This is a genomic window from Flammeovirga sp. AWQ4_249 (assembly GCF_056161045.1).
The window spans coordinates 1-23,124 of record NZ_JBSWYJ010000053.1 but is presented as its reverse complement, the minus strand read 5'-3'; the positions used below and the strand labels follow the sequence as shown (position 1 = coordinate 23,124).

General features: G+C 32.1%; 21 protein-coding genes. 7 read left to right on the top strand and 14 right to left on the bottom strand.

Translation table 11 applies throughout. The annotated features are described in order from the left end of the window. Entirely contained in the window at positions 1 to 462 is a 462-nt protein-coding gene (locus ACXAHM_RS23375; protein ID WP_474965678.1) for an SRPBCC family protein, read from the top strand. 104 nt (positions 463 to 566) lie between these two features. On the opposite strand, the gene ACXAHM_RS23370 is transcribed toward ACXAHM_RS23375, so the two are convergent. Together ACXAHM_RS23370 and ACXAHM_RS23365 are read right to left on the bottom strand one after the other, a co-directional pair. Next, positions 567 to 1,097 carry a hypothetical protein gene (locus ACXAHM_RS23370; protein WP_474965676.1) on the bottom strand — a complete coding sequence of 177 codons (531 nt, stop codon included), beginning with the start codon at positions 1,095 to 1,097 and terminating at the stop codon, positions 567 to 569. Positions 1,098 to 1,807: 710 nt separating this feature from the next. Continuing rightward, positions 1,808 to 4,393 carry a TonB-dependent receptor gene (locus ACXAHM_RS23365; protein ID WP_474965673.1) on the bottom strand — a complete coding sequence of 862 codons (2,586 nt, stop codon included), beginning with the start codon at positions 4,391 to 4,393 and terminating at the stop codon, positions 1,808 to 1,810. 368 nt (positions 4,394 to 4,761) lie between these two features. Between ACXAHM_RS23365 and ACXAHM_RS23360 the strand changes: the two genes are divergently transcribed. Both ACXAHM_RS23360 and ACXAHM_RS23355 read left to right on the top strand, forming a co-directional pair. Continuing rightward, positions 4,762 to 6,648, top strand: coding sequence for a DUF3857 domain-containing protein (locus ACXAHM_RS23360; protein ID WP_474965671.1), 1,887 nt, complete (start codon positions 4,762 to 4,764; stop codon positions 6,646 to 6,648). Between the two features lies 1 nt (position 6,649). Next, positions 6,650 to 8,620, top strand: coding sequence for a DUF3857 domain-containing protein (locus tag ACXAHM_RS23355; protein WP_474965669.1), 1,971 nt, complete (start codon positions 6,650 to 6,652; stop codon positions 8,618 to 8,620). Between the two features lie 100 nt (positions 8,621 to 8,720). Here the strand turns inward: ACXAHM_RS23355 and ACXAHM_RS23350 are convergent, their stop codons facing one another. From ACXAHM_RS23350 to ACXAHM_RS23325, 6 genes are all read right to left on the bottom strand, one after another. Next, positions 8,721 to 9,452, bottom strand: a complete 732-nt coding sequence (locus ACXAHM_RS23350; protein WP_474965667.1) for an outer membrane lipoprotein-sorting protein — start codon at positions 9,450 to 9,452, stop codon at positions 8,721 to 8,723. Positions 9,453 to 9,638: 186 nt separating this feature from the next. Next, a complete protein-coding gene (locus tag ACXAHM_RS23345) occupies positions 9,639 to 10,910 on the bottom strand; it encodes an ABC transporter permease (protein WP_474965665.1) in 1,272 nt (423 codons plus the stop codon). Next, positions 10,910 to 12,085, bottom strand: coding sequence for an ABC transporter permease (locus tag ACXAHM_RS23340; RefSeq protein ID WP_474965662.1), 1,176 nt, complete (start codon positions 12,083 to 12,085; stop codon positions 10,910 to 10,912). Before ACXAHM_RS23340 ends, ACXAHM_RS23345 begins: the two co-directional genes overlap by 1 nt. Before the next feature lie 4 nt (positions 12,086 to 12,089). Next, positions 12,090 to 12,782, bottom strand: coding sequence for an ABC transporter ATP-binding protein (locus tag ACXAHM_RS23335; RefSeq protein WP_474965659.1), 693 nt, complete (start codon positions 12,780 to 12,782; stop codon positions 12,090 to 12,092). A 116-nt stretch (positions 12,783 to 12,898) separates the two neighbouring features. Continuing rightward, entirely contained in the window at positions 12,899 to 14,038 is a 1,140-nt protein-coding gene (locus tag ACXAHM_RS23330) for a hypothetical protein (RefSeq protein ID WP_474965655.1), read from the bottom strand. A gap of 9 nt (positions 14,039 to 14,047) precedes the next feature. Continuing rightward, positions 14,048 to 14,623 (bottom strand): TetR/AcrR family transcriptional regulator, encoded by a 576-nt coding sequence (locus ACXAHM_RS23325; protein ID WP_474965652.1) that lies wholly within the window; start codon positions 14,621 to 14,623, stop codon positions 14,048 to 14,050. Between the two features lie 182 nt (positions 14,624 to 14,805). Here ACXAHM_RS23325 and ACXAHM_RS23320 point away from each other — a divergent pair, with 182 nt between their 5' ends. Together ACXAHM_RS23320 and ACXAHM_RS23315 are read left to right on the top strand one after the other, a co-directional pair. After that, complete coding sequence (locus ACXAHM_RS23320) at positions 14,806 to 15,303, top strand: hypothetical protein (protein ID WP_474965650.1); 498 nt, start codon at positions 14,806 to 14,808, stop codon at positions 15,301 to 15,303. Between the two features lie 12 nt (positions 15,304 to 15,315). Continuing rightward, positions 15,316 to 15,693 carry a PH domain-containing protein gene (locus ACXAHM_RS23315; protein ID WP_474965648.1) on the top strand — a complete coding sequence of 126 codons (378 nt, stop codon included), beginning with the start codon at positions 15,316 to 15,318 and terminating at the stop codon, positions 15,691 to 15,693. Positions 15,694 to 16,245: 552 nt separating this feature from the next. Here ACXAHM_RS23315 and ACXAHM_RS23310 read toward each other — a convergent pair. The 6 genes from ACXAHM_RS23310 to ACXAHM_RS23285 form a co-directional block, all read right to left on the bottom strand. Next, positions 16,246 to 16,761, bottom strand: coding sequence for a hypothetical protein (locus ACXAHM_RS23310; protein ID WP_474965646.1), 516 nt, complete (start codon positions 16,759 to 16,761; stop codon positions 16,246 to 16,248). Positions 16,762 to 17,133: 372 nt separating this feature from the next. Next, positions 17,134 to 17,808, bottom strand: coding sequence for a HupE/UreJ family protein (locus tag ACXAHM_RS23305; protein WP_474965644.1), 675 nt, complete (start codon positions 17,806 to 17,808; stop codon positions 17,134 to 17,136). Between the two features lie 2 nt (positions 17,809 to 17,810). After that, the gene (locus tag ACXAHM_RS23300; protein WP_474965699.1) at positions 17,811 to 18,728 is read right to left on the bottom strand and encodes a DUF4198 domain-containing protein; all 918 of its coding nucleotides are present in this window, start codon (positions 18,726 to 18,728) and stop codon (positions 17,811 to 17,813) included. A 232-nt stretch (positions 18,729 to 18,960) separates the two neighbouring features. After that, positions 18,961 to 20,031: a serine hydrolase domain-containing protein gene (locus ACXAHM_RS23295; RefSeq protein ID WP_474965642.1), complete on the bottom strand. Its 1,071-nt coding sequence runs from the start codon at positions 20,029 to 20,031 to the stop codon at positions 18,961 to 18,963. A 135-nt stretch (positions 20,032 to 20,166) separates the two neighbouring features. After that, positions 20,167 to 20,730 (bottom strand): tetratricopeptide repeat protein, encoded by a 564-nt coding sequence (locus ACXAHM_RS23290; RefSeq protein ID WP_474965639.1) that lies wholly within the window; start codon positions 20,728 to 20,730, stop codon positions 20,167 to 20,169. Between the two features lie 257 nt (positions 20,731 to 20,987). Next, positions 20,988 to 21,257, bottom strand: coding sequence for an alpha-L-fucosidase C-terminal domain-containing protein (locus ACXAHM_RS23285; RefSeq protein ID WP_474965697.1), 270 nt, complete (start codon positions 21,255 to 21,257; stop codon positions 20,988 to 20,990). Positions 21,258 to 21,379: 122 nt separating this feature from the next. Between ACXAHM_RS23285 and ACXAHM_RS23280 the strand changes: the two genes are divergently transcribed. After that, positions 21,380 to 22,267, top strand: a complete 888-nt coding sequence (locus ACXAHM_RS23280; protein WP_474965636.1) for a pirin family protein — start codon at positions 21,380 to 21,382, stop codon at positions 22,265 to 22,267. Between the two features lie 140 nt (positions 22,268 to 22,407). Further along, positions 22,408 to 23,124, top strand: a 717-nt coding sequence (locus ACXAHM_RS23275; RefSeq protein WP_474965634.1) for an isopenicillin N synthase family dioxygenase, incomplete at its 3' end; no start/stop codon positions are given.

Here is a 23,124-nt window from a genome sequence, read left to right as displayed (position 1 = left end):
ATGGGATTTTATCAATTTAAAGCCTCTCAAAAAATAAATGCTTCAGTTGATGAAGTTTGGGATTTTATCTCTTCACCAAAAAATCTAAAAGAAATAACGCCTGACTATATGGGGTTTGATATAACTTCAGAACATTTAGAAGAAAAAATGTATCAAGGTATGATAATCACCTATAAAGTGAGTCCATTACTTGGTATCAAAATGGATTGGATGACAGAAATTACGCATGTAAGAGATAAAGAATACTTTGTTGATGAACAAAGAGTTGGACCTTACAATTTATGGCATCACCAACATATTTTAGAACCCTTAGAAGATGGAGTAATGATGAAAGATATCGTCACATATTCCCCTCCTTTTGGTCCAATTGGTGATTTGGCGAACCTTTTCGTCATTAAAAATAAATTAAAAGAAATCTTCGCCTATCGAAAGAAGGTGGTAGATGAGAAGTGGAATAAATAGTAAAATCCCCTATAATGTAATGCTTTATAGGGGATCCATGCTTACAGATACTAAATTGCTATATACAATTTTGGGCTTAACCTGAAATGTTTATAACTAAATATTTATTTTGATAAGTAATCCGCTTTTTTGTCGAAGTAAAGCGTATCTTGCTCGTCTCCTTTTTTCACGATTACTTTATAAACTTCTTTCCCACCTTCCTTAGAGTTTTTTACATTTTCTGAAGTAGATACGATAACCCAATCAGCATAATCTTTCTCTAATTGATTTAAAACTGTAGTTGGTAATTCTACATTTTGTAAATCTTTCTTTACTAAAACTATATTACCATCAGCATCGAAATATAATTTTTCAATACCATTAGCTGATTTTAGTTTAACTTCAAAAGTCTTGTTAAATAAACCTTTCACAGGTGTATTTTTATACACTGCTTTGTATTCAGCTTCGATTAATGTAAATGGAATTTCAGAGATTTGATCAACGTAGAAATCACCATAATTTTCATCGATTTCAGAATAAATAGTTCCGGGTATTTCTTCTTCATCTAATAATTGAATTTTTAAAACTGCTTTTTGAGCAAAAGACGCCTGAGACATTAAGATTAATGTAATAATTGAAGCGATAAATTTTTTCATGATAAATGTTTATTTTATTATTTTTTGTATAGTCTCTCAAACGCCTTACTACTTCTTATTTTTTTAATAATCTGATTGTTTCTTTTATTAATCTAACTGAAATAAAAATACCAATACCACAAGTCATAAAAAAACACCTTACTGATACGATCAATAAGGTGTTTCGTGGACTTAACTTAACTCTCTCAATTTTTTATCACTTTTATATATATGTGTTATCATCTAAATTCAAATATATATACCACAAAATGGATAATTTAGTTTAATATCAAGCAATATATACTGTTAATGATTTTATATCATTAAAAAAGGAATTAATCTAGAATTAAGTGGAAAGTCGGAATGACTATTTATGGGAAAATAAAAGAGCACTTTATCGATCACCATGCTGGAAAGGTAAAGAATCTCAGCGATCAATAAAGTGCTTAAATGCTTAGTGTACTTTAAATAAATTTCAACAATGAGATGAATAAGAACAAAGTTCCTATCCTTCTTATTATCAAAGATAGCTAAGAAAACCGTTGCTTGTACTACCCCTTAGGGTAGTTTTTAAATAAATGTTAATCAAATTGCAAGTAATTACTTGAATTGTATAACGTTTTCTTTAGGTAACCCTATAAATCTAGAGAATATACAAAAAGAAAAAGGCAGGTTTACATTTCATAAACCTGCCTTATATGTATATCTAATCTTATTCTAATTCAAGAATCTTAGAATTCTTTTGAACCAAATTCAGACTTAACTTTCTTCGACTTGTTCTTCAAGTTATTGAAGTTGTATGTTACGTTGATCATGATTTGATCTACTTCATATACATAATTTGTCGTTGTATAGAATTGTTGCTGTTGCATAGTCCCATCTGGTAATTCAACTACATAGTCACCAGAAGTAGTGATACGTTGTTCGTTAGTATTCAATAATCCCATATCCATATTTAACCACTGAACAGTTACAGCTAAACGATCATCCATGAATGTTTTCTTCACCGATAAGTTAGGGCTATAGAATCTAGAATCTTCACCTTGAGCAGTTACTCTCTCAGACAGATAGTTGAAGGAGAAGTTCGTTGACAATGTTGGTGTGATTTTGAATGTAGTATTGATATTAAAGTTGTACTGCCAAGCTTTTGTATCTACAGGAATTGTTACTACCCAATTGTTGTCAGTATCTTCATAATCAAACTCACCAAAGATATGTTGATGATACACGTTACCACCTACATAGAAGTTCCACCAGTCCGTCAATTGTAATGAAGTACCCATTTCAATACCAAATACTTGTGAAGTACCTACATTTGTATACACACGGTTCAATACTGAATCAGAATCAATTGTATTGGTACGGTTGATTAAGTTTTGTGTATTTCTGAAGTAACCCGTAATGAAAACAGAATTATCTCCAAAGTCTTGTACTGCACCTAATTCAACTAAATCAATAAATTCTGGCTCTAGATCTGCATCACCTTGCTCTAATGTTTCAGAGTGTTCTTTCTCTTTGAATGGATTCATTTTGAAAGTCGTTGTTCTCTCTACACGCTTAGAGTAAGCTGTTTTTAATCTTAAGTTATCATTCACTTCGTACTGTAGATTAGCTGAAGGGAATAATTTGAAATAATCGTAATTGTTTACTTCTCTTTTAGATTCATCCATGATTACACCGTTTTCATAACCAAGGAAGTCAACTTGACGATCCATGTATTCAGCTCTAACACCTGCACCATAAGTCCAAGCTCCTTTAGAACCAGCAATTTGAGCATACGCTGAGTGAATATCTCTTGTTAAGTTTAAGTTTGAAGAGTAATTATCTACTACTTCCCACTCCCCTGTTGGTCTACCATCCGCTAAAACTTCTCTTTCGTACAAGAAATCACCTTGATGATCTAAAGTTCTATATTGATAACCTACTTCGATTTGTCCAAACTTCATTGGTTTGAAACTATAATCGATATTTGCACGGAAACCATTTAATGGATTTTCGTTTGTGTTTCTCTCTCTTAGATAGTAAAACTGTTCATCAGAAGGAGTATCAAAATCATTCGCTTGGTTATCATTATATGTTGGACCTCCTAATAAAGAGTACTCATATAACGCTGAAGCTTTTAGTTGTGATTGGTTTTCAAATGTATGTGTCCAATCAATACTAGAGATAAAGAAATCAGATTGTCTGTTTCTTGAGTTGTGGTTGTAGTAATCAAAAGACTCACCACCTTCGAAATGATTATCATTGTAATAGATATCCGCAAGACGAGTCTTGTCTCTGATACCACCTACTGCTGAGAAATTAAAGCTGTTGTTTTCACTAGGATTAAAACCTAATGAAACGTTTGCTGAATAGTTTTCTTCAACATAAGAACGTTCACCATCAGAAGGGAAATAGAAAGTTGGATCATCTCCCATTTTTGTCCAAACATCACCTTCACGACGACCTGATTTGTCATTTCTTTGGTATGATGCACCCACAGCCCAATTGAATTTTTCCAATTGTTGAGCTACCGTAAAGTCTGCACCATAACGTAATGGATTATCATGGTTGTCATAATTCTCAATCGCAGGAAGACCGCCTCTTACATTTACTTGAGTGTAAATACCTTCAGATGATCCCTTAGTTGTAATGATGTTGATAATACCTGCTTTACCTTCAGAATCGTACTTTGCTGATGGAGCTGTGATTACCTCTACATTTTTGATTGAGTTGGCTGGAAGTTGATTTAATATTGTTGCTGCATCCGTTTGGATTGGCTTACCATTTAATAATACAACAAAACCAGTAGAACCACGAACTGCTAATGAACCTTCTGCATTGATACTTACTGACGGCATATTTTTCAATACATCAGTTGCAGTACCACCTGCTGCATTTTCAAATTTAGTAGCATCAAAAACTTGACGATCTACTTTTGTTACAGTGGTCAACTGTTCACCTTTAACTTCAATTTCTTGAAGCATTTGGTTGTCTTCTTTTAAGGCGATTGTACCAAGATTTAATGTTCCTCCTTTTAAGTTTACATTCTCTTGTGTATAAGTTTCGAAGCCCATGAAAGCAACGGTTAACTTATAATTACCTTTTTTTAGTTTTGCTAAAGTAAATTGACCTTCAGCATCTGTTACAACACCTGTCACAAGGCTGTTGTCTGATTGATTATAAAGAGCTACAGTTGCGTATTCGATAATTGTATTCGATGTTGCCTCCTTTACGTTACCCGTAATTTTGTTTTGGCCGAATACAACAGTCGAAGAAATCATTGTCATAGCCACACACATGACAATCATACTCATTTTTTGAGTAAAACGTTTCATTTCGATAGTTTGATTAATAAATAGAAAAAATAACTTAATTTGCTTTTACAAAGGTAGTACACGAGAATTGTACATTAAGAGTACATTTGAAAGAAAAGGTACATTAATATTGTACTTTCGATTGTTTTATACTTAACAAATGTAAATAAAAGCAACCTGATTACTTTATCTATAAAGATGGTTGAATAAAGTCATAGATTTCAAGAAAGAAATATCAGTTTTTGTACAGAAATATATTTTGTATTTGTAAATATTTTTAAATGCAATTGAGATTTTATAAACTGTATTTGAATGACTCTTCATCTATGTTAATTATCTAGTAAATGTAGAGTTGACTATCCATCCAAAGATTACTTAAAAGCAGACTAATGAAACAAACTTACCTTTTGATTTTAGCATATTTGCTATTTCAAACAAACTATACCCTAGGTAATGATAGAATACCTGATGTAAAAAATAAACTAAAAGCATCTCACCTATCCATCAAAAATATAGATGGTAAACTAGAGATTTTTGAAAAGGTATCTTCAGAGAAAAGGTTTATCAAAAATTTTAAATCTAATACTGAGGAACGTATTTATTTCTCAGAATTTGAAGGAATCAATGCTATTCAAGCCTATACGAAATACCCTTTTAAGAAAAAGTTTAAAAAAGAAGATGCTTCTGATTTTGAAACTAGAGATGTACTAGAAAAAGGGATTTTTTTTAGTGGACTGCGATACATAACATTTACCTACCCACAAGTTACTGATAATAGTATTGGTTACCTTTCATATATAAGAAAGATAAATGATCCTCATTTTCTAAATCCTTTTTATTTCCAATCAAATGCTCCTACTGAAAAAGCATCTTTTAGTGTGTCTTTTTCTGAAAATGTGAAAGTCCGTTATTTGCTTTTTGGTGAGGGGACTGATGAAATAAGAATGACGACCTCAAAAGAAAATGGGATGACAACCTATCAGTGGTCTATGGAAAATATACCTGCTTATAAATTTGAAAAGAATGCTCCTTCAAGATCGTATACAGCTCCCCATATTGTTGTGATGATTGATTCTTACGAAAAAAATGGCAAAACAATTAAAGTTTCTGAAGATGTCAATAGTCTTTATAACTGGTACAATAGCTTGGTCAACAAAATTACTCCTTGTGAAAAAGATATCTTAGAAGCTCAATTAGAAGAAATTGTAAATGATAAAATGTCTGATACTCAGAAGAAGCAAGCCGTTTTTAAATGGGTGCAAAAGAATATCAAATACATTGCTTTTGAAAATGGAATGGCCGGTTTTATTCCTAGAAGTGCCTGCGATGTCATCCATAAACGTTATGGAGATTGTAAAGATATGGCCAACCTACTTTATTCATTCTATTCAGTGCTTGGTTATGATGCTCATTTGACTTGGATTGGTACTAGAGGAAAACCTTATTCTTATCATGAACTTCCTACTACGATTACTGATAATCATATGATTTGTGCATTAACTGAAGCTGATACTACTTTGTTTTTAGATGCTACAAATCCATTCTCTGATTTCGGTACGCCGACAAGTATGATTCAAGGAAAAGAGGCTTTGATAGCTGGTGATGCTACGACTTTTACAATTTTAAAAGTACCTGAAGTAAGTGCTATTAAAAACAGGAGGTTAGATACTGTTAGATGCCAATTAGTAGATATGGATATAGAAGGATCAATTTCTGTGCAATTGAGTGGGTATGCTAAAGAAGATTATAAAGTCAGTCAATATAAAGGAGAAATACAGAATGACCATGAAGCATTAAGAGATTTCCTGAATATTGGTGAAAATAATATCGTACTCCAAGAAGCTGATCATAGTAAAACATTAGATACATTAAACACTCATTTTAAAATGCCTAATTATGCTAGAAATGTAGGACAAAAATATTATGTGAATTTAAATCTTCAAAAAATAGAATTAGGTGAAAGGTTGGATGAAATTAATCGTTTATATCCTTACGAGAAAGAGTTTAAGAAAACAATTGAATCTCATATAGAGTTTATTATTCCAAAAGGAATGGAAGTAAGCTATTTACCACCTAATCAATCCATTAAAAACGAACTAGGTGAAATTAAAGCTGTATATCGTCAAGAAAACAATATTATTTATTTTGATAAAGTATTTACATCAAATGTGTTACTGATTCAAAAAGAAGATTTTACTACTTGGAATACCTTCATCCAAAAAGTATCTGAAATCAATCAAGAAAATATTATACTGAAAAAAACTAATCTACAATAAAATGAAAAAAGCAAATTTCTTATTCTCTGTACTCTTCTTATTCTCGGGTATCCTGTATGCTCAAGATTTAGTATATAAAAATTATGTTTGGGATGAAAACCCATCTCTTCATACGATTGATGAAAGCTTAATTAAAGAACATTCAGCTGTAATTGTAAAGGATTATACATTTAGTGAATATTATGAGAGTCGTGGTGAGTTAAATACTTATAAAACTATTCATAATATTATACATGTCAATAGTGATGCAGGTATAGAAAAATACAATAAAATATATATCCCAATGCAAGGAGGTTCAGAAATTGTTGACTTGAAAGTTCGCTCTATATCTGCCGATGGAAAAGTGACAACTATTCAACGTGATAATATTAAAGAACTAGAGAATGTAAAAGGGATTAGTAATGTAAAAATATTTGCAATGGAAGGTTTAGAAGTGGGAGGAGAAGCTGAATATTGTTATACACTTAAACTTCCTATTCGCTTTTTTGGTATTGAAACTTTACAGACTGATGACCCCATTTTAGATGGATTAGTTCAAGTGTATTATCCTGATAATTGGATATTAAAATACAAGACTTACAATAATTTAGAAAAGCCTACTGTACAAAGGATAGGCAAAAAAAATTGTTTAATTGTCCATCAAAAAAATATCCCTGCCTTTGTCGAAGAGGAATACGCCTTAAAGGATCCATTAAAACTTCGTTTTGAATATAAAGTCCATAGTAATGGTCGTTATCTTAATATGTTTTCATGGTATAATATCTTTAAACAAATGATGATCAACTATTCTGATACAAAAGCTGCAGGTGTTGCAGCAAAATTTGTAAAGGATATTAAAAATCAAAGGATCTCAGATGAAGAAAAAATTATTGCTCTAGAAAATAAAATTAAATCTACTATTCGTCTAGAAAAGAGATATGACAAATTCCTTGGTTCACCAAAAGAAATCGTAAAAGGAGGTTTCGGTAACGCAACAGGTTTAATGCGACTTTATATTTACTGTCTTGATGCTTTAGAAATAGACAATACTATAGTAGTAGGTTGTAATAGAATGGATGGTCACCTTGAAAATGATTTCGCTAATCCAGTAAAAATCAATGAAGTATTCATATATTTCCCTAAATACGATAAATACTTGTTACCAGAACATTATCACATGAGGTATGGAGGTGTTCATACAGGTTTAATAGACACTAAAGCATTCTTTATTTCATACTATATTGAAAATAATAAACTAAAAAAATCTACTGATAAATTTAAAAAAATAGAAGGGTTGAGTTATGAAGTAAATAAAGTGGGTGTGAATGCAACAATTGACTTTTCAGATAATTTAGCTTTACCTAATGTATCACTTGAAGATTTTTGTCAAGGTTATAGAGCTTTTGCTTATAGGTCTGCATTTAAAGAAAATAATGAGAAAGGATTCGAAGAAGATTTTATTAAGAACACTATCATGACTTCTTATAAAAACTACAATCTAAAAGATTTTCAAAAGGAAGGTGAAAATATAGAATTATCATCTAACCCTGAAAATTATTATAGAATGAAAGTAAACTTTACGACACCTGAACTAGTCGAAAAGGCAGGTAATGAATACTTAATTTCTGTTGGTAAAATAATTGGAAAACAATCGGAGCTATATCAAGAAAAGGAAAGGCAACATGATATTACATCTTCAACAATCACAAATTATAATCATACTATAACGATTAATATTCCGAAAGGCTATAAGCTAGAAGGTTTAGAAAATATTAAAATAGATAATGAACTTGTGATCAATAATGAAGCACTCGCATTTTTCAAATCTAATTATACAAAAAATGCATCCTCAGTTACGATTACTGTCAATAAGGTTTATAAGACTCTTCATTTTCCAAAAGAAAAATATCCTGAATTTAGAAAAGTAATTAATTCAGCAGCCAATTTTAATAAACTAACTTTGGTTTTAGTTAAAAATGATATTGAGCAATAAAAAAATGGGAGTACATGGTGTAATGTTCTCCCGTTTTCATTTCAAAGAAAAAAGGAGGACAAAAATCCCCCTTCTTTAACTTATCTAATAACCTTGTTTTTTATTTCTTCAAGTTCGCTTTATTAAAAACGTTATCAGAAATTGGTACATTATCTTGCATTTCAAGCACAATAAAATCCGTTCCTTTACCGTCTTTTAAAACGTCTTTATAATTCATTTTGAAAGGATAATATCTCCCATTTACTAGACGAATATCTTCCATATTTACGGTCTTCAACATTTGACCACTTTTCGCAAACATATCTTGACGCATTGGTACAAAATGCTTCTTCTCAATCCACATTTTTAATTTTGGATAAGCGATATCATTGACCTTAGCTTCCAACTCCATGATATAGCAATCTTCACCATTCATCTCCTCTTCACCTACAATTTTAGGCGTATACATATCGACCAACTTGCGTTCTTGCATCATATCTTCATACGACATATCTGAACCATTTACAGATTGTCTTAGCATATGCCCTGAGATCTGAATTGTACGGTCTGAAGAGGGTGAGTAAATCCAAAGTTTATCATCCAATTTCAACATCTTCGTTCCTTTTTCTCTTGCAGGAGAAAGGTATTCTGAAAAGGAATCATCTGTTCCTCTTGAATAGGCATCCATTACAATTTCTTTATTCTTTCTTTTTCCATATACAATCATCTTTGTTTTTGAGATTTTTGTATTGGAATACATATTTTCATCAATCTTCTTTAGCATTGCTACTGGATCTTGTGCATATGTGAAGCTTGTGATCAGCATTAATGCTAGTGTAAATATTTTTTTCATAGATTTTATATTATGTTCATTTTATATCGTAAGTGTTAAGCCGATAAGCGACACATGTGATTGATAACTGGCGAAGTTTCCCGATTTTGAAATGTATTAAACTTTTTATCGAAGTCAGGAGACTTCACCAATAATGACTTCCAAGTGACGCTCTCGCTTAACACTTGAAACATTGTATTCTTTAACTTAAACTCCTAATTCATTAAATAATTCTGAGGTGTGACGTTTGAAGATTCCTCTACCCGATAATAAGGCGCCAAAGAAAGTGGCAATCACCCCAGGAAAGAAACCTATGTAGAATTGAGAGGGTGTAACTTGAGCTCTAATCACATTAGAGATCATCACATTACTTTTCCCCAACATATCGGTCATATCCAAACCTACTTCTTGTAAATAGTACGTCATGATCACCCCTAAGATCGTCCCTAGAATAGAACCAATGACACCTACTATTACAGATTCCATCAATAAGGTCTTATAAATTGCTCGTTTAGATTCACCCATAGCGATACGAATACCAAACTCAGTATATCTTCTTAAGCCTCCTAGAAGGCCTGTATTCCAAAGTACGATTGACATGGCGATGATAAAGAAGATACTGAAAATTGAACTCATACTATTGGCAATATCCAACATGCTTCTTAATCCATTTTGATCTCTTAATGCCAACATTTGAGGAGCATATTCGTCTTTATCATTGGCAAATGATGCATTATAAGAAGTTTTGATTTCTTCAATTTTATCTTCATCATAAACACCGTTTGGAAGGAATCCGTAAATCTCTTGTGCGGCATCAGCCATATCTAAAATACTTTCCGCATCCTTTATTCCAATGATAAAAGTACGATCATCCATTAATGACATTCCAAATTCAACAGATCCTACGTACGTGAAGTTTTGAAAAGACATACTTCCATCCATGGTTGAGCCAAAATAAGTTACTGTATCTCCAACTTTCACGCCCATACGTTTGGCTAATCCTTTCCCCAAAAGCATCTCAAAAGGACTATTAGGTAAACGACCTTCTAAAATATTTTCAGAGATATTCATACGTTCCAAGTCTGCATTACCAGGCGTCATATCAAAAGCAATACCTCCTGCAATACCTTGTGTTTTTGTTTGTCCATTTTCATCTGGCACATCCAAAATACCACCGAAATTGAAACGTCTTACCCAGTCTACATCAGGATATTTCTGATTTAAATCGGCAATAACATCTCCCGCTTCTAAAATGGATAAGTCCAACGGTTTTTGAGCAATATTTTTCACATATTCTCTCGTCATCACTTTCATATGTCCCGTACCAAAACGAGCATTTTGATCAACGATATCACCCATTGCTCCTTTCATGTACCCCACAAAGAATACAGTCAATGAAACTCCTAAGCTTACTATAATAACAGGAAGTAAACTTCTACTTTTGTCTCTAATTAGACCTTTAAATAAAAATTCAAACATTATTTCTTTCCTTTAAGCGCGTCTACTGTATTCATTTTAGCAATCTTACGAACAGGTAAGTAACTGATGATTGCAGAAAGTGTTACTACCCAAAATACTGTCTTGGTAAACAGTGCCGGTGTCAATAAAGGATAAATGTATTCTCCAATGGTAATCCCCATTTCTCTAGATTGTTCAATGTTAGAACTCATTGGAATCCCCACCTCACTTAGCCATCCGATCAATGGAAAAGCGATAATTGAGCCTACAATGGAAGCAATAATAGCATACATTGTTCCTTCTAAAGTGAATAAGAAAGTCACTCTTTTCTTGGTGAAACCTAAAGCGATGTATGTTCCGATTTCCTTTTGTCGTTTGAATACTGAGAATACTTGAGAATCGAAAATGGCGATCAAGGCAATCATCATTAAGATACCATAAAGGAATGATGATCCTCCTTTTTTCATCTCAATCAAATTGTAAAACTCCGCAAGCAATTGCTCCTTATTTTCATAAGTCCACGTTTTATTGGTAGACTGATTGTATTGCTCATCTGCTAAAAGATAAGTTGCATTATCAGTTAAACCTGTCAATTCTCCTAATCGATCTAAATCCATCCAAATTTGCCCTGCATCTACGGTAGGAACATTTGTATCAAAAATCCCTGCAATTGTAATTTTTTGCGCATCGAAAGTGCCGTTTTTATCTTTCCAACGCATCAAGATTTCATCCCCAACTTTAAAGTGATTGTTGTCTGCCATTGCTTGACCGATAATTACAGGAATATTAGCTTTACTTTCTTTTAGAAGGTTCGTTGGTAAGGTAATAACATCTTGGTCAGCTGGAATGCCTTTCAACATAATCGGCACCATTCTTCCTTGAGGATAAATATTTGCTTGACGGATTAATACAGGTGTTAGATGCTTGTCTTTTTCATACACCCCCTGCCCACTTTCTATCGTAAATGGATCGAGTTTATCATATTCAGGGTGGGTAACATGCCCTTGTGCAAATTCCCAAGCTACCTGATCTCTAATTCCTTGATATTCCCAACCAGCATACATACTGTTGAAGAATAAGATCATTATAAAAGCGGCTGCCAATGTAATGATGGTAAGCCAAGTTCTCAGTCCAGAACTGATGATGTTTCTGAAAGCCAATCGAAAACTCAACCCTATGTTATATAGTGTATTCATTTCCTTATTTCGTTTCGTCTTTCTTTACTTTACCATCCTCTAAAGAGATTACTCTTTTCAAGTATTCAATCACTTTACTATCATGTGACGAGAAGATAAATGTTATTCCCAATTCTTCGTTCAGCTTTTTCAAGATATCCATTACTTTATAAGCATTGGCAGAATCTAGGTTAGCAGTTGGTTCATCAGCTAATACAATGTCTGGCTTTTTGACAATTGATCTTGCTATTGCTACTCGCTGAGCTTGTCCACCAGAAATTTGAGAAGGTTTTTTATTGGCAATATCTGCTAACCCCACCCATTCTAAGGCTTGCATTACTGCTGCTTTTCTTTCTGCTTTTGATTGTTTTTGAAGTAATAATGGGAACTCAACGTTCTCAAAAATGGTATAAACAGGAAGGAGGTTATAACTTTGGAAAATAAAGCCAATGTGTTGATTTCTTAGTAATGCCGACTCTTCATCAGATTTAGCAGCAACACTTTTACCGCTAATTAGGATCTCTCCTTCTGATGGTTCATCCAAAGCACCCACTAAATTAAGTAATGTCGTTTTTCCAGATCCACTAGGTCCAATAAGACCTGTAAATTCTCCTTTTTGAATATCAAGTTTGATATTACTAAGGGCCGTAAACTCTGTTTCCCCTACTGGAAAACGTTTTGTTACGTTTTTGATTTCGATGATGTTGTTTGCGTTCATATATCTATAGTTTCGTATTTGTCGTTGTCTCTATTCATATTTCAAGTGTTAAGCGTTTGCATCACTTGGAAATAATTATTAGTGAAGTATATGGGAGTATGCAATACGCCCCTACGTTAATGGTTTAATACTGCCATTAACCTGATCCCGAAGCCAGGCGTAAATTGGTTTAGGTCATTTGTGGCAATTGGCGTGGATATATCTGTTGTAGGGTTGTAATACACCATGATATAACCTGTCCATATATTGAAATCGTGATTGTATATTACGTAAAATCCATTTTCCTTGTTGGTCCAATCTCTATAGATCATTAGAGAAACATTATCAAAGAAACTGATGGGGTAGTTTAATGAAAATGCTGTAGTATTACCTTTGTATTCTGCATGATCAAACTCTTCTCCGTACCAAGTAAAAAGATGTTCACCTACTACATTAAGCCCACTTCCAAAAGGTAAAGTATAGTCCATCCCAATATCAAATAAAGTTTGATTGGTGAGGATACCGATATCCTCTTTCGTTTTGGTATAGGTTCCTTCAAACCAAACACCGACACCTAAATCCCATTTTCCATCAATACCCATTCTATTTTCAGGAGTTTCAATGTACAATGGATTGTCTACATCCCATCGAGTATCTAATACTGCTTCTCTATGATGATAAGAAAAAGCAATCTCCCCTTTTGGCGTTGGTAATTGAACTCTTCCCCCTAATTCAGGAATATCTTTCACCGTTTCTAATGCATCATACCCTCTTCGTTCTTCGTTTCCATACAATGCCCAAAACCATATATTTGCATTGTTATTAAAGTAATATCTTACTAATGCAGCATAGACACCATTGGTTAAACCTAATGGATCTCTTGGGTCAATTTGATTAAACCATTGCATTGGTCTTAATAATGTAGATGATCCAAAATCAATCTTTTGCAGACCTACTCTAATTTCACTTTTGTCATATTCATAACGCACCCAGCCTCTATAAGGCAGCACTGAACCATCCCATACTGGAGTTCCATTGGCATATTGAACGGAACCATAAATATTGGCTGATGCAAATGCAGAAAATGAGCTTAGGGAATCAAATTTATGTTCGAATTTAAGTTCAGGAATATAACGTCCACCACTCCACAAATTAAGTTGATCTGCTTCTGGCGAGTAAGTCGTAAATCCCATAAACATACCATTAAAATCTAACTCAGATTGTGCGAAAATTGAGGTAGGAAATAAGAAGAATGTTATTAGTAGTAATCGTATCATTGTATTCGCCTATTTGGCTGGTCCGTAAATTCCGAAGAAGAAGAAATTGGTTGTCTCCCTTATCATCTCTTCGGAAGAACTAAATACATCTATATATTTTGGGTCATCCATTAGGAGTTGTAAGTGATCCAATAACTTCATGATGAATTCAATACTTATATCTTGCCTTATCTCTCCATTTGCTCTTGCTTTCATGATTTCTTGTACAAAAAGAGATTGCCCTTCTTTTTGCATTTCCATCATCTCTTGCATCACTTCAGCATTCTCTCTAAACATTGTAAAATACTCTTCAATAAAGCTTTTACTCATGTCTGTTGAGAACTTGATTTTCAATTCAGTCAATTGAGTCAGTGTCTCTCTAAATGATAAATTTTGATCCGTAATTTTTTTATACTCTACCATTGACTCCTCAAACAATCGTCTGAGAATATGAATCAATAGGTCTTCCTTATTTTTGAATTGACGATAAAAAGTCATCTTGGAAACACCTGCAGCCTCATAGATATCCCCTATGTTTACTTTCTTGATTCCATTGGCATAAAACTGTTCTTTTGCCGCTTTTAATATTTTATCTCTTGCTTTCAAAAATGTTACTTATTTATATTTATGTTACAAATATAGTCACATTTTTGGTAAAAAGTAACATAAGTAACGAGAATCATTAATATATATTTTGAATTAATTTTTAATGAATCATTACATTGAAAATCATTATAATTTGTATAACTTTATAAAAAACTAATGAAGTAAACTTAACAAGCTCTATTATGCTTTTAAAAAAACTAAGACTCAACATTTTTGCTTTAGCCTCATTGTCAATTTTATTTACTGGATGTATTGAGAATACTACAGATTTATCCGACTTTAGTGCTCTATATTCCTATTACGAAAAGTTTGAAGAACCTTCGGGAGTCCAATCACACTTTTATGAAGAAATGAATTTTCATTCTGACGGTACATTTGATGCAATCATGAAAAATACACGCACAAATGAAAATGAGGCAATTAATGCAATAGAAGGCCAAGAATACAATAGTATTATAAATAAGATTTCAACTGTTGGAACGTATACACAAGATGAAATTGGCTACACATTATATTTTACTACAATCACTACTGAAAATAGTTTCCTTTTCGAAGGTGAAAGTTGCTATGAAACATTGACAACTATTCAAAGTGATAATTCTGAACCTTTTCAAATGGGTTTTGGTGAGTTGAACTCTTGGAATGGTCTATCAGATCCGTTAAATGAATGCTACAAATAAATATTATATATAATGGGATTTTTTTCTAATGTTTTAGGGAATTCTTCTGAATTAACAATAGATGAATTAGGTGGTGAATTTATTGAAATTCTAATTGAAGGTGAAGAAATGGTTAAAGCCTATAAGGTTTTTAGAGATAAATGGATCTTCACAAATAAAAGATTAGTAATTCAAGACATTCAAGGGATTTCAGGTAAGAAAGTAGAATACAAGAGTATTCCTTACAAAAATATTGTCATGTTTTCGGTAGAAACAGCTGGAAATTTTGATGCGGATGGTGAATTGAAACTATGGATTTCTAGTCAAGCTCTGCCTAAAAAATATAAATTCAGTAGAGATGTGGATGTATTAGAATTACAGAAAATCTTATATCGATTTATATCAAATTAATAATTTTGAAAAACTAACTCATGAGGCTATTTATGAGTTAGTTTTCTCTTTTGAAGTGAATACTTTTAAAGAGACTTTACACCAACACTTTCAGTTAAGTTGATGATATGATCTATCTGTTATCTAGTGAATCCATTATTTTTTGTTGTGATATTGAATTTAATGTTTGGGGTTATAATCTCAATGATGGATTTTTCTTTATTAAATTTTAATATCTTCATTTGACTTTTTGAAACTTTATAAAATTCATTTGAAAAGAAAAAACGTGAATAGTGAAAGGTAAAAGTACCCTCCGTATCGTCATATATGATTTTATTCACTTTATCTTGACCAATCCAAGCGAAAAATAAACCAATAGAAGAAATCCCTACCATGTCGAGAACAAACTCAGGAAGATAGCTAACTAACTCGTATTGATTAAAAAGTTTCTTCAAAAAATATATAATAAGGCCAATTTGAAGTGGACTCGATTTTTTCAAAAAAAGTACAATCCAATTGGATTTTTGATAGGTTTAATTGTTACGTCCATTCTTTTATTTATTGTAATACATATTAATTATTTCTAACCAAGCGAGATATCTGGAAAGGGACAATGGCCTCTTCTTCTTCAAATGAAAAATCTTCATACTTCTTCAACAATCCATTAATCGTAATAGTAGTATTTTCATTATGAGGGTAGTAATAGATTCCATCATTTGAAGTCAGTATTAGATTACTATTTAATTCAAAAGAATAGTAATTCACTCCTTTTTCTGATTGTTCTTTTAATATAAATTCAACATTGGTATTTAGTAAATCATCTACACAACCTTCATCTTTTATACTAACTAAGAGGTTTTTAGGAAATTGAAAAGGTTTTTGTTGAGCAATCTGAAAACTAACATTTGTAACATAACAATCTGGAGCACCGCAATCTAAAGAGTGTAAATCAAACGGTAAGGAAAAATAAAATACACTATTCTCCAATTTTACAAGTTCATTTGATGTTAAATATCTAAGGAGTGTATCTTTATCATTTGATCCAATTGAGAAGAGAATAAAAGGTAGTAATGTTAGTATAAATTTCATTCGATAAGTTCGTTCAAGTTGCTTTGAATATTAAATATATGATTTTCTTTTTATTTAAATGTGGGTCGCATTTGAATATCTTTCATTTTGTTTTTTCTTGTGGTTTGGAGACACGATGAATCGTGCCTCTACATGAGGTATGATTTCAATTTTTCTATTGCTCATTTTTTGGAAGAGTAGCCACCCTCTAGTCCATGAATTAATTCATGGGGTTACGTAATTTGAGGTTTTTAATTGTTCACTTTTCATTCCTAACAAATGGTTCGTGAGTTGCTATAAAGAGCACCTCTACATTTGGGAGTTTTTAAAACTAAATCCTATTTAATTTAATGAGGTCAACATTCTTAGTTTTTAATTGTTCACTTTTCATTTTTAACTTAAAAACCACCCTTTCATTTGATAGATAAAAAGGCCTATTCCTGCTATGATTAGGTACCAATTAACTGCTTTATAGAAAGCTTTGAAGTCTTTGCTTTTTCTAGAAATAGAGATAAGTGCGACGATAGGGATTAATGCCAAAACTTGTCCTATTTCTACTCCTAAATTGAAACATAAGATTTTAGCTAATAGGTCTTCAGTTCCATTGTCAAAAGATTGTAATCTTGTGGATAAGCCAAATCCGTGAATCAATCCAAAGATCACCACCATCAAAAGTAGGTTAGGTGCTTTAATATTTAACTTTTTAAACCCTCCTAGATTTTCAAATCCTTTATACAGTATACTTAAAGCAATAACGGCATCTACCAAATGCTCATCAGCTGTAATTCCAACATAGGTCGCTCCAATTAAAGTGATACAATGTCCAACTGTAAAAGCAGTGATGAATTTTAGGATATCTTTAAAACCATTAAGGTAGAAAACAACACCTGCTAAAAAGAGTAAATGATCATACCCTGTCAGCATATGAGTAGCTCCCACTTGTATGTAAGCGAATAACCCACCATTTCTTAATATCTCTTGATCTGCACTTGTGACATCATGAGCAAAGCTTATTATTGGTAAAAATAGAAATAAGAGGAACAAGATTCTTTTTAAACTTACTTTCATGATTAATCTCTATTTTTAAAAAAGATAAATAAAATACCGATAATAATAACGCTGCCTAAAATAAACTTCCAAGTTGATAATCCTTCTTCATGATCATGTTCTTGATCATGCATATGCGTTTCTGTGCCATGTTTATGTGTCACTTCAAAAGAAAGTGTTGCCCATTTTGATTCATGTGACAATCTCCCTCCTTTTACTTCTTTCATATAGATTGATCTCAGATAATAGACCCCATCTTCTGAAAGATCAACGGTGACAATACCCTCTTGATTCGTTCTTAATTTTTGACCATGTGTATGTGTGTGTTCACTTCCATGAGAATGTGAATGTACCTTTCCTTTTACATTCGCAAATATCAATTGATTGACTAACGGTTTTCCATCAAGTAAGAGTAAAATATCTATGGTCTCTCCTCTGTATTTTTCATAAGGGTTTTCTTGAGGAATAAATTCAATTGGATAACCTAAGACTACTTTCCAATCATCTGTTTTTTTCTCACCAACTTGATAAATAGCTTTGACATGTTTTTGATAACTTTCAATGGCATCTTCATGTAAAGTATTTTCATTAAATCGTTTATCAAGCATATCTAATACTCCATCATGCTTCAAATAGCTATTAAACTTTGCTGCAGATTGTTCAAAAGTTTTTTCCTTTGTTGAAACACCGATTACTGTAGTTCCTTCCTCACCCGTGTTAAATAAAAGCTGTGTGATTGTACTATCTTGATCTAACCAGGCATTGTCTTGGATTTTGACTCTTTTTCCATTTTTCACAAAAGAAGCATCCAACATACGATCTCTCGCAATCGTATTTTCGCTTTCTTCAAAAGTTCCGTTAAAAAGACTCAGTTTAGCTTCCTGATTGGGTTGTAAAAAGTAGGTCTCCATTTTTATATAGAGATCATGACTACTAAAAATTAGGAATGCTGATAAAAGATAAAATGGTTTAACATATTTATGAGAGAGTAGTTTTTTACTCCTCTTTACATTTAAAATCATATATGGATGTAGAAGTTATTTAGTACTATCTGTTAGCTATTGCGTGCAAATGTAATAACTTTTCTTTGTGTCCCAAATAGATTCCATTTCCACTATTATTTTTGATTTTACTATTTAGAAATATTTAAAAATAGTATCGTTCTTTATAAAGTTAATTCTCACTCAGGTGATAGTTAGATTCAATAGTATTCTCTTTAGCAAGAATATCTACAATTCTTCCATACATTACCTCAGATAAATTCCAATGATAACCTTCAAAATCAACAGTATTTGTAAATTGAATCACAACTGTATTTAATTCTTTATAGTATTTCGCAATAGTTTGATAGCCAGGAATCAATCCAGTATGTTCATATTTATAGATTGAAGAATATATCTCATGTTCATTGTCATCCGTAAAAATTGATCCATCATTAAGATATCGGATAAATTTACCTAAATCTTCTGCAGTAGCCAGCATTGATCCAATTTTGTCCGTTTTTAAATCTGGTTTATAACCTACATAATAACCACTCATCACACGATCCATATCTACTTCATCAAGTGAAGTATAAGTATCGTTCAATTGCATTGGCATCAATATTTTCTCTTTGATATATTGTGATGAAGAATAGCCTAGTTTTTTACTCATAATCATCTCCAATAGAAGATAATTTGTGTTTGAATATTCATAGTCTTGGTCAGGTTTAAAGCTAGCCGGATGATCTAATATTAAAGCTAAATTTTCTTCAGGAGTTTCTTTTATCGTCATGTAATAATCAGGTGTATCCGTATAATTGGGAATTCCACTTCGATGTTGAACGATCATTCTGAGTGTGATCTTTTCCGCATTTTCAATTCGTCCTTTTAAATCAGGTAAATAGAACGCCAAATTTTGGTCTAAAGATAACACTCCTGATCTCACAAGTTTGGCAACTGCTAGTGCGTTGTAAAGTTTTCCGACACTTGCAATTTTAAACAAAGACTCTGGGTTTGTAGGTACTTTCGTTTCTTTATTATGATAACCTGCAGTATACCATGTTCCTTTTTGACTTCCTTTATCAACATAAACAATGATACCATCAAAACCATACTTTTTTGCATTATTTACTTGTTCTTGAACTGTATTTGGTAAAGGCTTTATCCATGCAATAACAATGGGCCAAGGCACAAAATAAAGAGAGACAACAGTACTTAGTAGTAAGGTAAATTGGAATATTTTTTTTGAAGTTTTTGTAGACATGTTGAGAAAGAAATCATTGATTAATACTTGAATTACAATATTAATTCTTTTTAATCAAAGTTTAATTTATTTCGATCTCTTTTGCAGTAAATGAATGTATAATTCACTCTCCCTTGCATGAACACTATTTTTGTATTAAAAACTACCCAAAAGGTTAGAAATACGAATTAAATCTAAATGCTCAGGATCAATAGAAAGCCCTTTTGCAATGAATGCTCTTGCTTCTTTCATTTGTGCATTAGAATACAAACTTAAAGAAAGACCATAAATTGTATCTGTATGTTGATCATTAATATTATAGGCTTCTCTATACCATTTTACAGATTTAGCATAATCTCCATTTTCATAAGCATATGCCCCCATATTAAAAAAAGCTTCTAAGTAAGAAGGGTTTTCATCTGCTGCTTTCGTTAACATTTTAATACTCTTCCCATAGTTGTCTTCTAAATGATATGAAACTCCCAGTTTGAAATAACATGTATCTACTTTGAAATCATTTTTGATACAATGATTAAAACCTACCATTGCATATTCTAATTTCTCTTGGTCGTAATATTGAATAGCTGAAGCGTACACTTCTTCCATACTTTTAGCCTTCAATGATTTTTTAAATTCATCTACAGAGTTAAAAGTCGTTTCTGATTGAGCGAATAAGTTATTAGTGATGATTAAGAAAAATAAGAATAATGCTTTTTTCATTGGAATAAGGAAATGATATCGTTAAAAAATATGTGTAGTTCTCGTCTTGGAATAACAAAATATCTAATTCATTTATCATGCCATCTCTTTGTAGGATGAAAACACTAAGTTTAAAGTGTCTCTTTATGAAGTGATTATTTTTTTAACGTAAAACATTTCATTTTATTCTTCAATGAAAAATAGTTACTTTCTTTTATAAGAAAAAAGCCCCTCAAATGAATGAAAGGCTTCTTGTCTCTTCAATAATTAAGAATATCTTAATTGAGTGTTTTTGCTTTTAATTTATAAACCCAAGCATGTTCTCCCTTAATATTTTTGTTGGGATAAATTTTTAAACCATCCTCTGTATTTTCCCATTTCACAATCCCATTATCACCTAATAATTCAACAGATTGTAAAGTATCAAAACCATCTTCTTTGTTCATTTTAACCACAAAAGGAACTGTAGGTTTTTCTAAAGCAATAACATATAATGCATCTCCTTTTCTTGTAAACCTAAGATTTTCTTCTTCTTGTTTAAATCTTATCCAATTTTTAGAACTATAAATTGAAAAATAAAAATTACCGTAGATGATTTTACACTATATTTTTTCCTTAATTTTAAAAAAGACAAAACATTTTAATCTTTCATTTTTGATAAAAACACCTTATGGCCAATAACAAATTAATCGTAGACGAACGTCAAACTGATCTAGGCAACTTTATGGTCGGTAGACTTTTACCTTTTCGCAAAAAAAGACAAGTTGGACCTTTTACTTTTATAGACCATATGGGGCCTGCTACAATTGGTCAAGGAAATTACATGGACGTAGATCAACATCCACATATTGGATTAAGTACACTAACGTATTTATTTGAAGGAGAAATTGAACATAAAGACAGTATTGGTACTCATAAAATTATTACTGCTGGTGATGTAGGATTTATGACTTCTGGAAGTGGAGTTACACATACGGAAAGAACTCCATCAACGAAAAGAAATGGAGCATCTTTTACTATGCATGGTTATCAAATCTGGGTGGCATTACCAAAGGAACTAGAAGAAATGACGCCAAAGTTTGATTTTATTCCTAAAAATGAAATACCTGTCATAAAAGATGATCATTTGACCATTAAAGTTGTTGCAGGTGAAGCTTTTGGTAAAAAATCACCATTGAAAGGATTTTCTCCACTCTTTATGGTCGATATTCACACTGAAAAAGAAGCTGTATTAGATTTACGAAATCAGATTAAAGGTGAAGTAGCTTTTGTAATTGTCAAAGGATCAATTAAAAGTCAAGGAGAAGAAGTACATGCTGGGCAAATGCTGATTAGTAAAACGGATGATGAATGTGAAATAGAACTGAATGCAGATGCTCAAATTTTATTATTTGGAGGCGAACCTTTACCAGAAGAACGCTTTCTGTTATGGAATTTTGTTTCCCATAGCAAAGATCGATTAGCGGAAGCGAAACAAGATTGGATTGATAAAAAATTTCCTAAAGTAAAAAATGATTCAACCTATATTCCATTACCAGATTATCTTATGAAAAGATAGACAATGAACAGCTATAAAATCTCTAGATAATTGAAATAAAATGACTTCCATCATTATTTACTAAGATGTCTTAATGAAAAGTTAAATTCCCCAAAGTTTTTTATACATTTGGCTATTACCATTCAATATTACGTAGTAAAATGCAAAATATACCAAGCGTAGATTTATCAGATTTTTTATCTGATGATCCATCAAGAAAGCATAAGTTTGTAAATGAAATTGGCAAAGCATACGAGGATATCGGCTTTGTGTCTTTAAAAGGACATTTCTTAAACGAAGAGCTTACAAAAGAGCTTTACGGTGAAATCAAGAAGTTTTTCGAACTTCCTGTAGAAACGAAATCGAAATACGAAATCGAAGGTATTGGTGGCCAACGTGGTTATGTTTCTTTTGGTAAAGAAACAGCAAAAGGTTTCAAAAAAGGTGATCTTAAAGAATTCTGGCACTTTGGTCAGTATGTAGAAGACAACCCTGCTTTAGAAGAGCAATATCCTGATAACGTAATTGTTGACGAGTTACCTCGTTTCAATACAATTGGTGAAGAAACTTACAAAGCTTTAGAAAAAACAGGTATTTATGTTTTAAGAGCTTTATCTTTATTCTTAGACTTAGATGAGCTTTACTTTGATAAGTTTATCAAAAATGGTAACTCTATCTTAAGACCAATTCACTACCCACCGATTGAGTCTGAGCCACAAGATGCAGTAAGAGCTGCAGCACATGGTGACATCAACTTGATCACTCTTTTAATGGGTGCTGAAGGTAAAGGTCTTCAAGTTCAGAATCATGATGGCGAGTGGATCGATGCTATCGCTGGTGAAGGAGAACTTGTAATCAATGTTGGAGATATGTTGTCA

Coding starts and splice junctions, on each gene's coding strand:
- ACXAHM_RS23280 (WP_474965636.1), top strand. CDS start 21,380: ATGGCCAATAACAAATTAATCGTAGACGAACGTCAAACTGATCTAGGC.
- ACXAHM_RS23315 (WP_474965648.1), top strand. CDS start 15,316: ATGGGATTTTTTTCTAATGTTTTAGGGAATTCTTCTGAATTAACAATA.
- ACXAHM_RS23365 (WP_474965673.1), bottom strand. CDS start 4,393: ATGAAACGTTTTACTCAAAAAATGAGTATGATTGTCATGTGTGTGGCT.
- ACXAHM_RS23375 (WP_474965678.1), top strand. CDS start 1: ATGGGATTTTATCAATTTAAAGCCTCTCAAAAAATAAATGCTTCAGTT.
- ACXAHM_RS23320 (WP_474965650.1), top strand. CDS start 14,806: ATGCTTTTAAAAAAACTAAGACTCAACATTTTTGCTTTAGCCTCATTG.
- ACXAHM_RS23290 (WP_474965639.1), bottom strand. CDS start 20,730: ATGAAAAAAGCATTATTCTTATTTTTCTTAATCATCACTAATAACTTA.
- ACXAHM_RS23370 (WP_474965676.1), bottom strand. CDS start 1,097: ATGAAAAAATTTATCGCTTCAATTATTACATTAATCTTAATGTCTCAG.
- ACXAHM_RS23305 (WP_474965644.1), bottom strand. CDS start 17,808: ATGAAAGTAAGTTTAAAAAGAATCTTGTTCCTCTTATTTCTATTTTTA.
- ACXAHM_RS23360 (WP_474965671.1), top strand. CDS start 4,762: ATGAAACAAACTTACCTTTTGATTTTAGCATATTTGCTATTTCAAACA.
- ACXAHM_RS23310 (WP_474965646.1), bottom strand. CDS start 16,761: ATGAAATTTATACTAACATTACTACCTTTTATTCTCTTCTCAATTGGA.
- ACXAHM_RS23340 (WP_474965662.1), bottom strand. CDS start 12,085: ATGAATACACTATATAACATAGGGTTGAGTTTTCGATTGGCTTTCAGA.
- ACXAHM_RS23330 (WP_474965655.1), bottom strand. CDS start 14,038: ATGATACGATTACTACTAATAACATTCTTCTTATTTCCTACCTCAATT.
- ACXAHM_RS23355 (WP_474965669.1), top strand. CDS start 6,650: ATGAAAAAAGCAAATTTCTTATTCTCTGTACTCTTCTTATTCTCGGGT.
- ACXAHM_RS23295 (WP_474965642.1), bottom strand. CDS start 20,031: ATGTCTACAAAAACTTCAAAAAAAATATTCCAATTTACCTTACTACTA.
- ACXAHM_RS23345 (WP_474965665.1), bottom strand. CDS start 10,910: ATGTTTGAATTTTTATTTAAAGGTCTAATTAGAGACAAAAGTAGAAGT.
- ACXAHM_RS23335 (WP_474965659.1), bottom strand. CDS start 12,782: ATGAACGCAAACAACATCATCGAAATCAAAAACGTAACAAAACGTTTT.
- ACXAHM_RS23350 (WP_474965667.1), bottom strand. CDS start 9,452: ATGAAAAAAATATTTACACTAGCATTAATGCTGATCACAAGCTTCACA.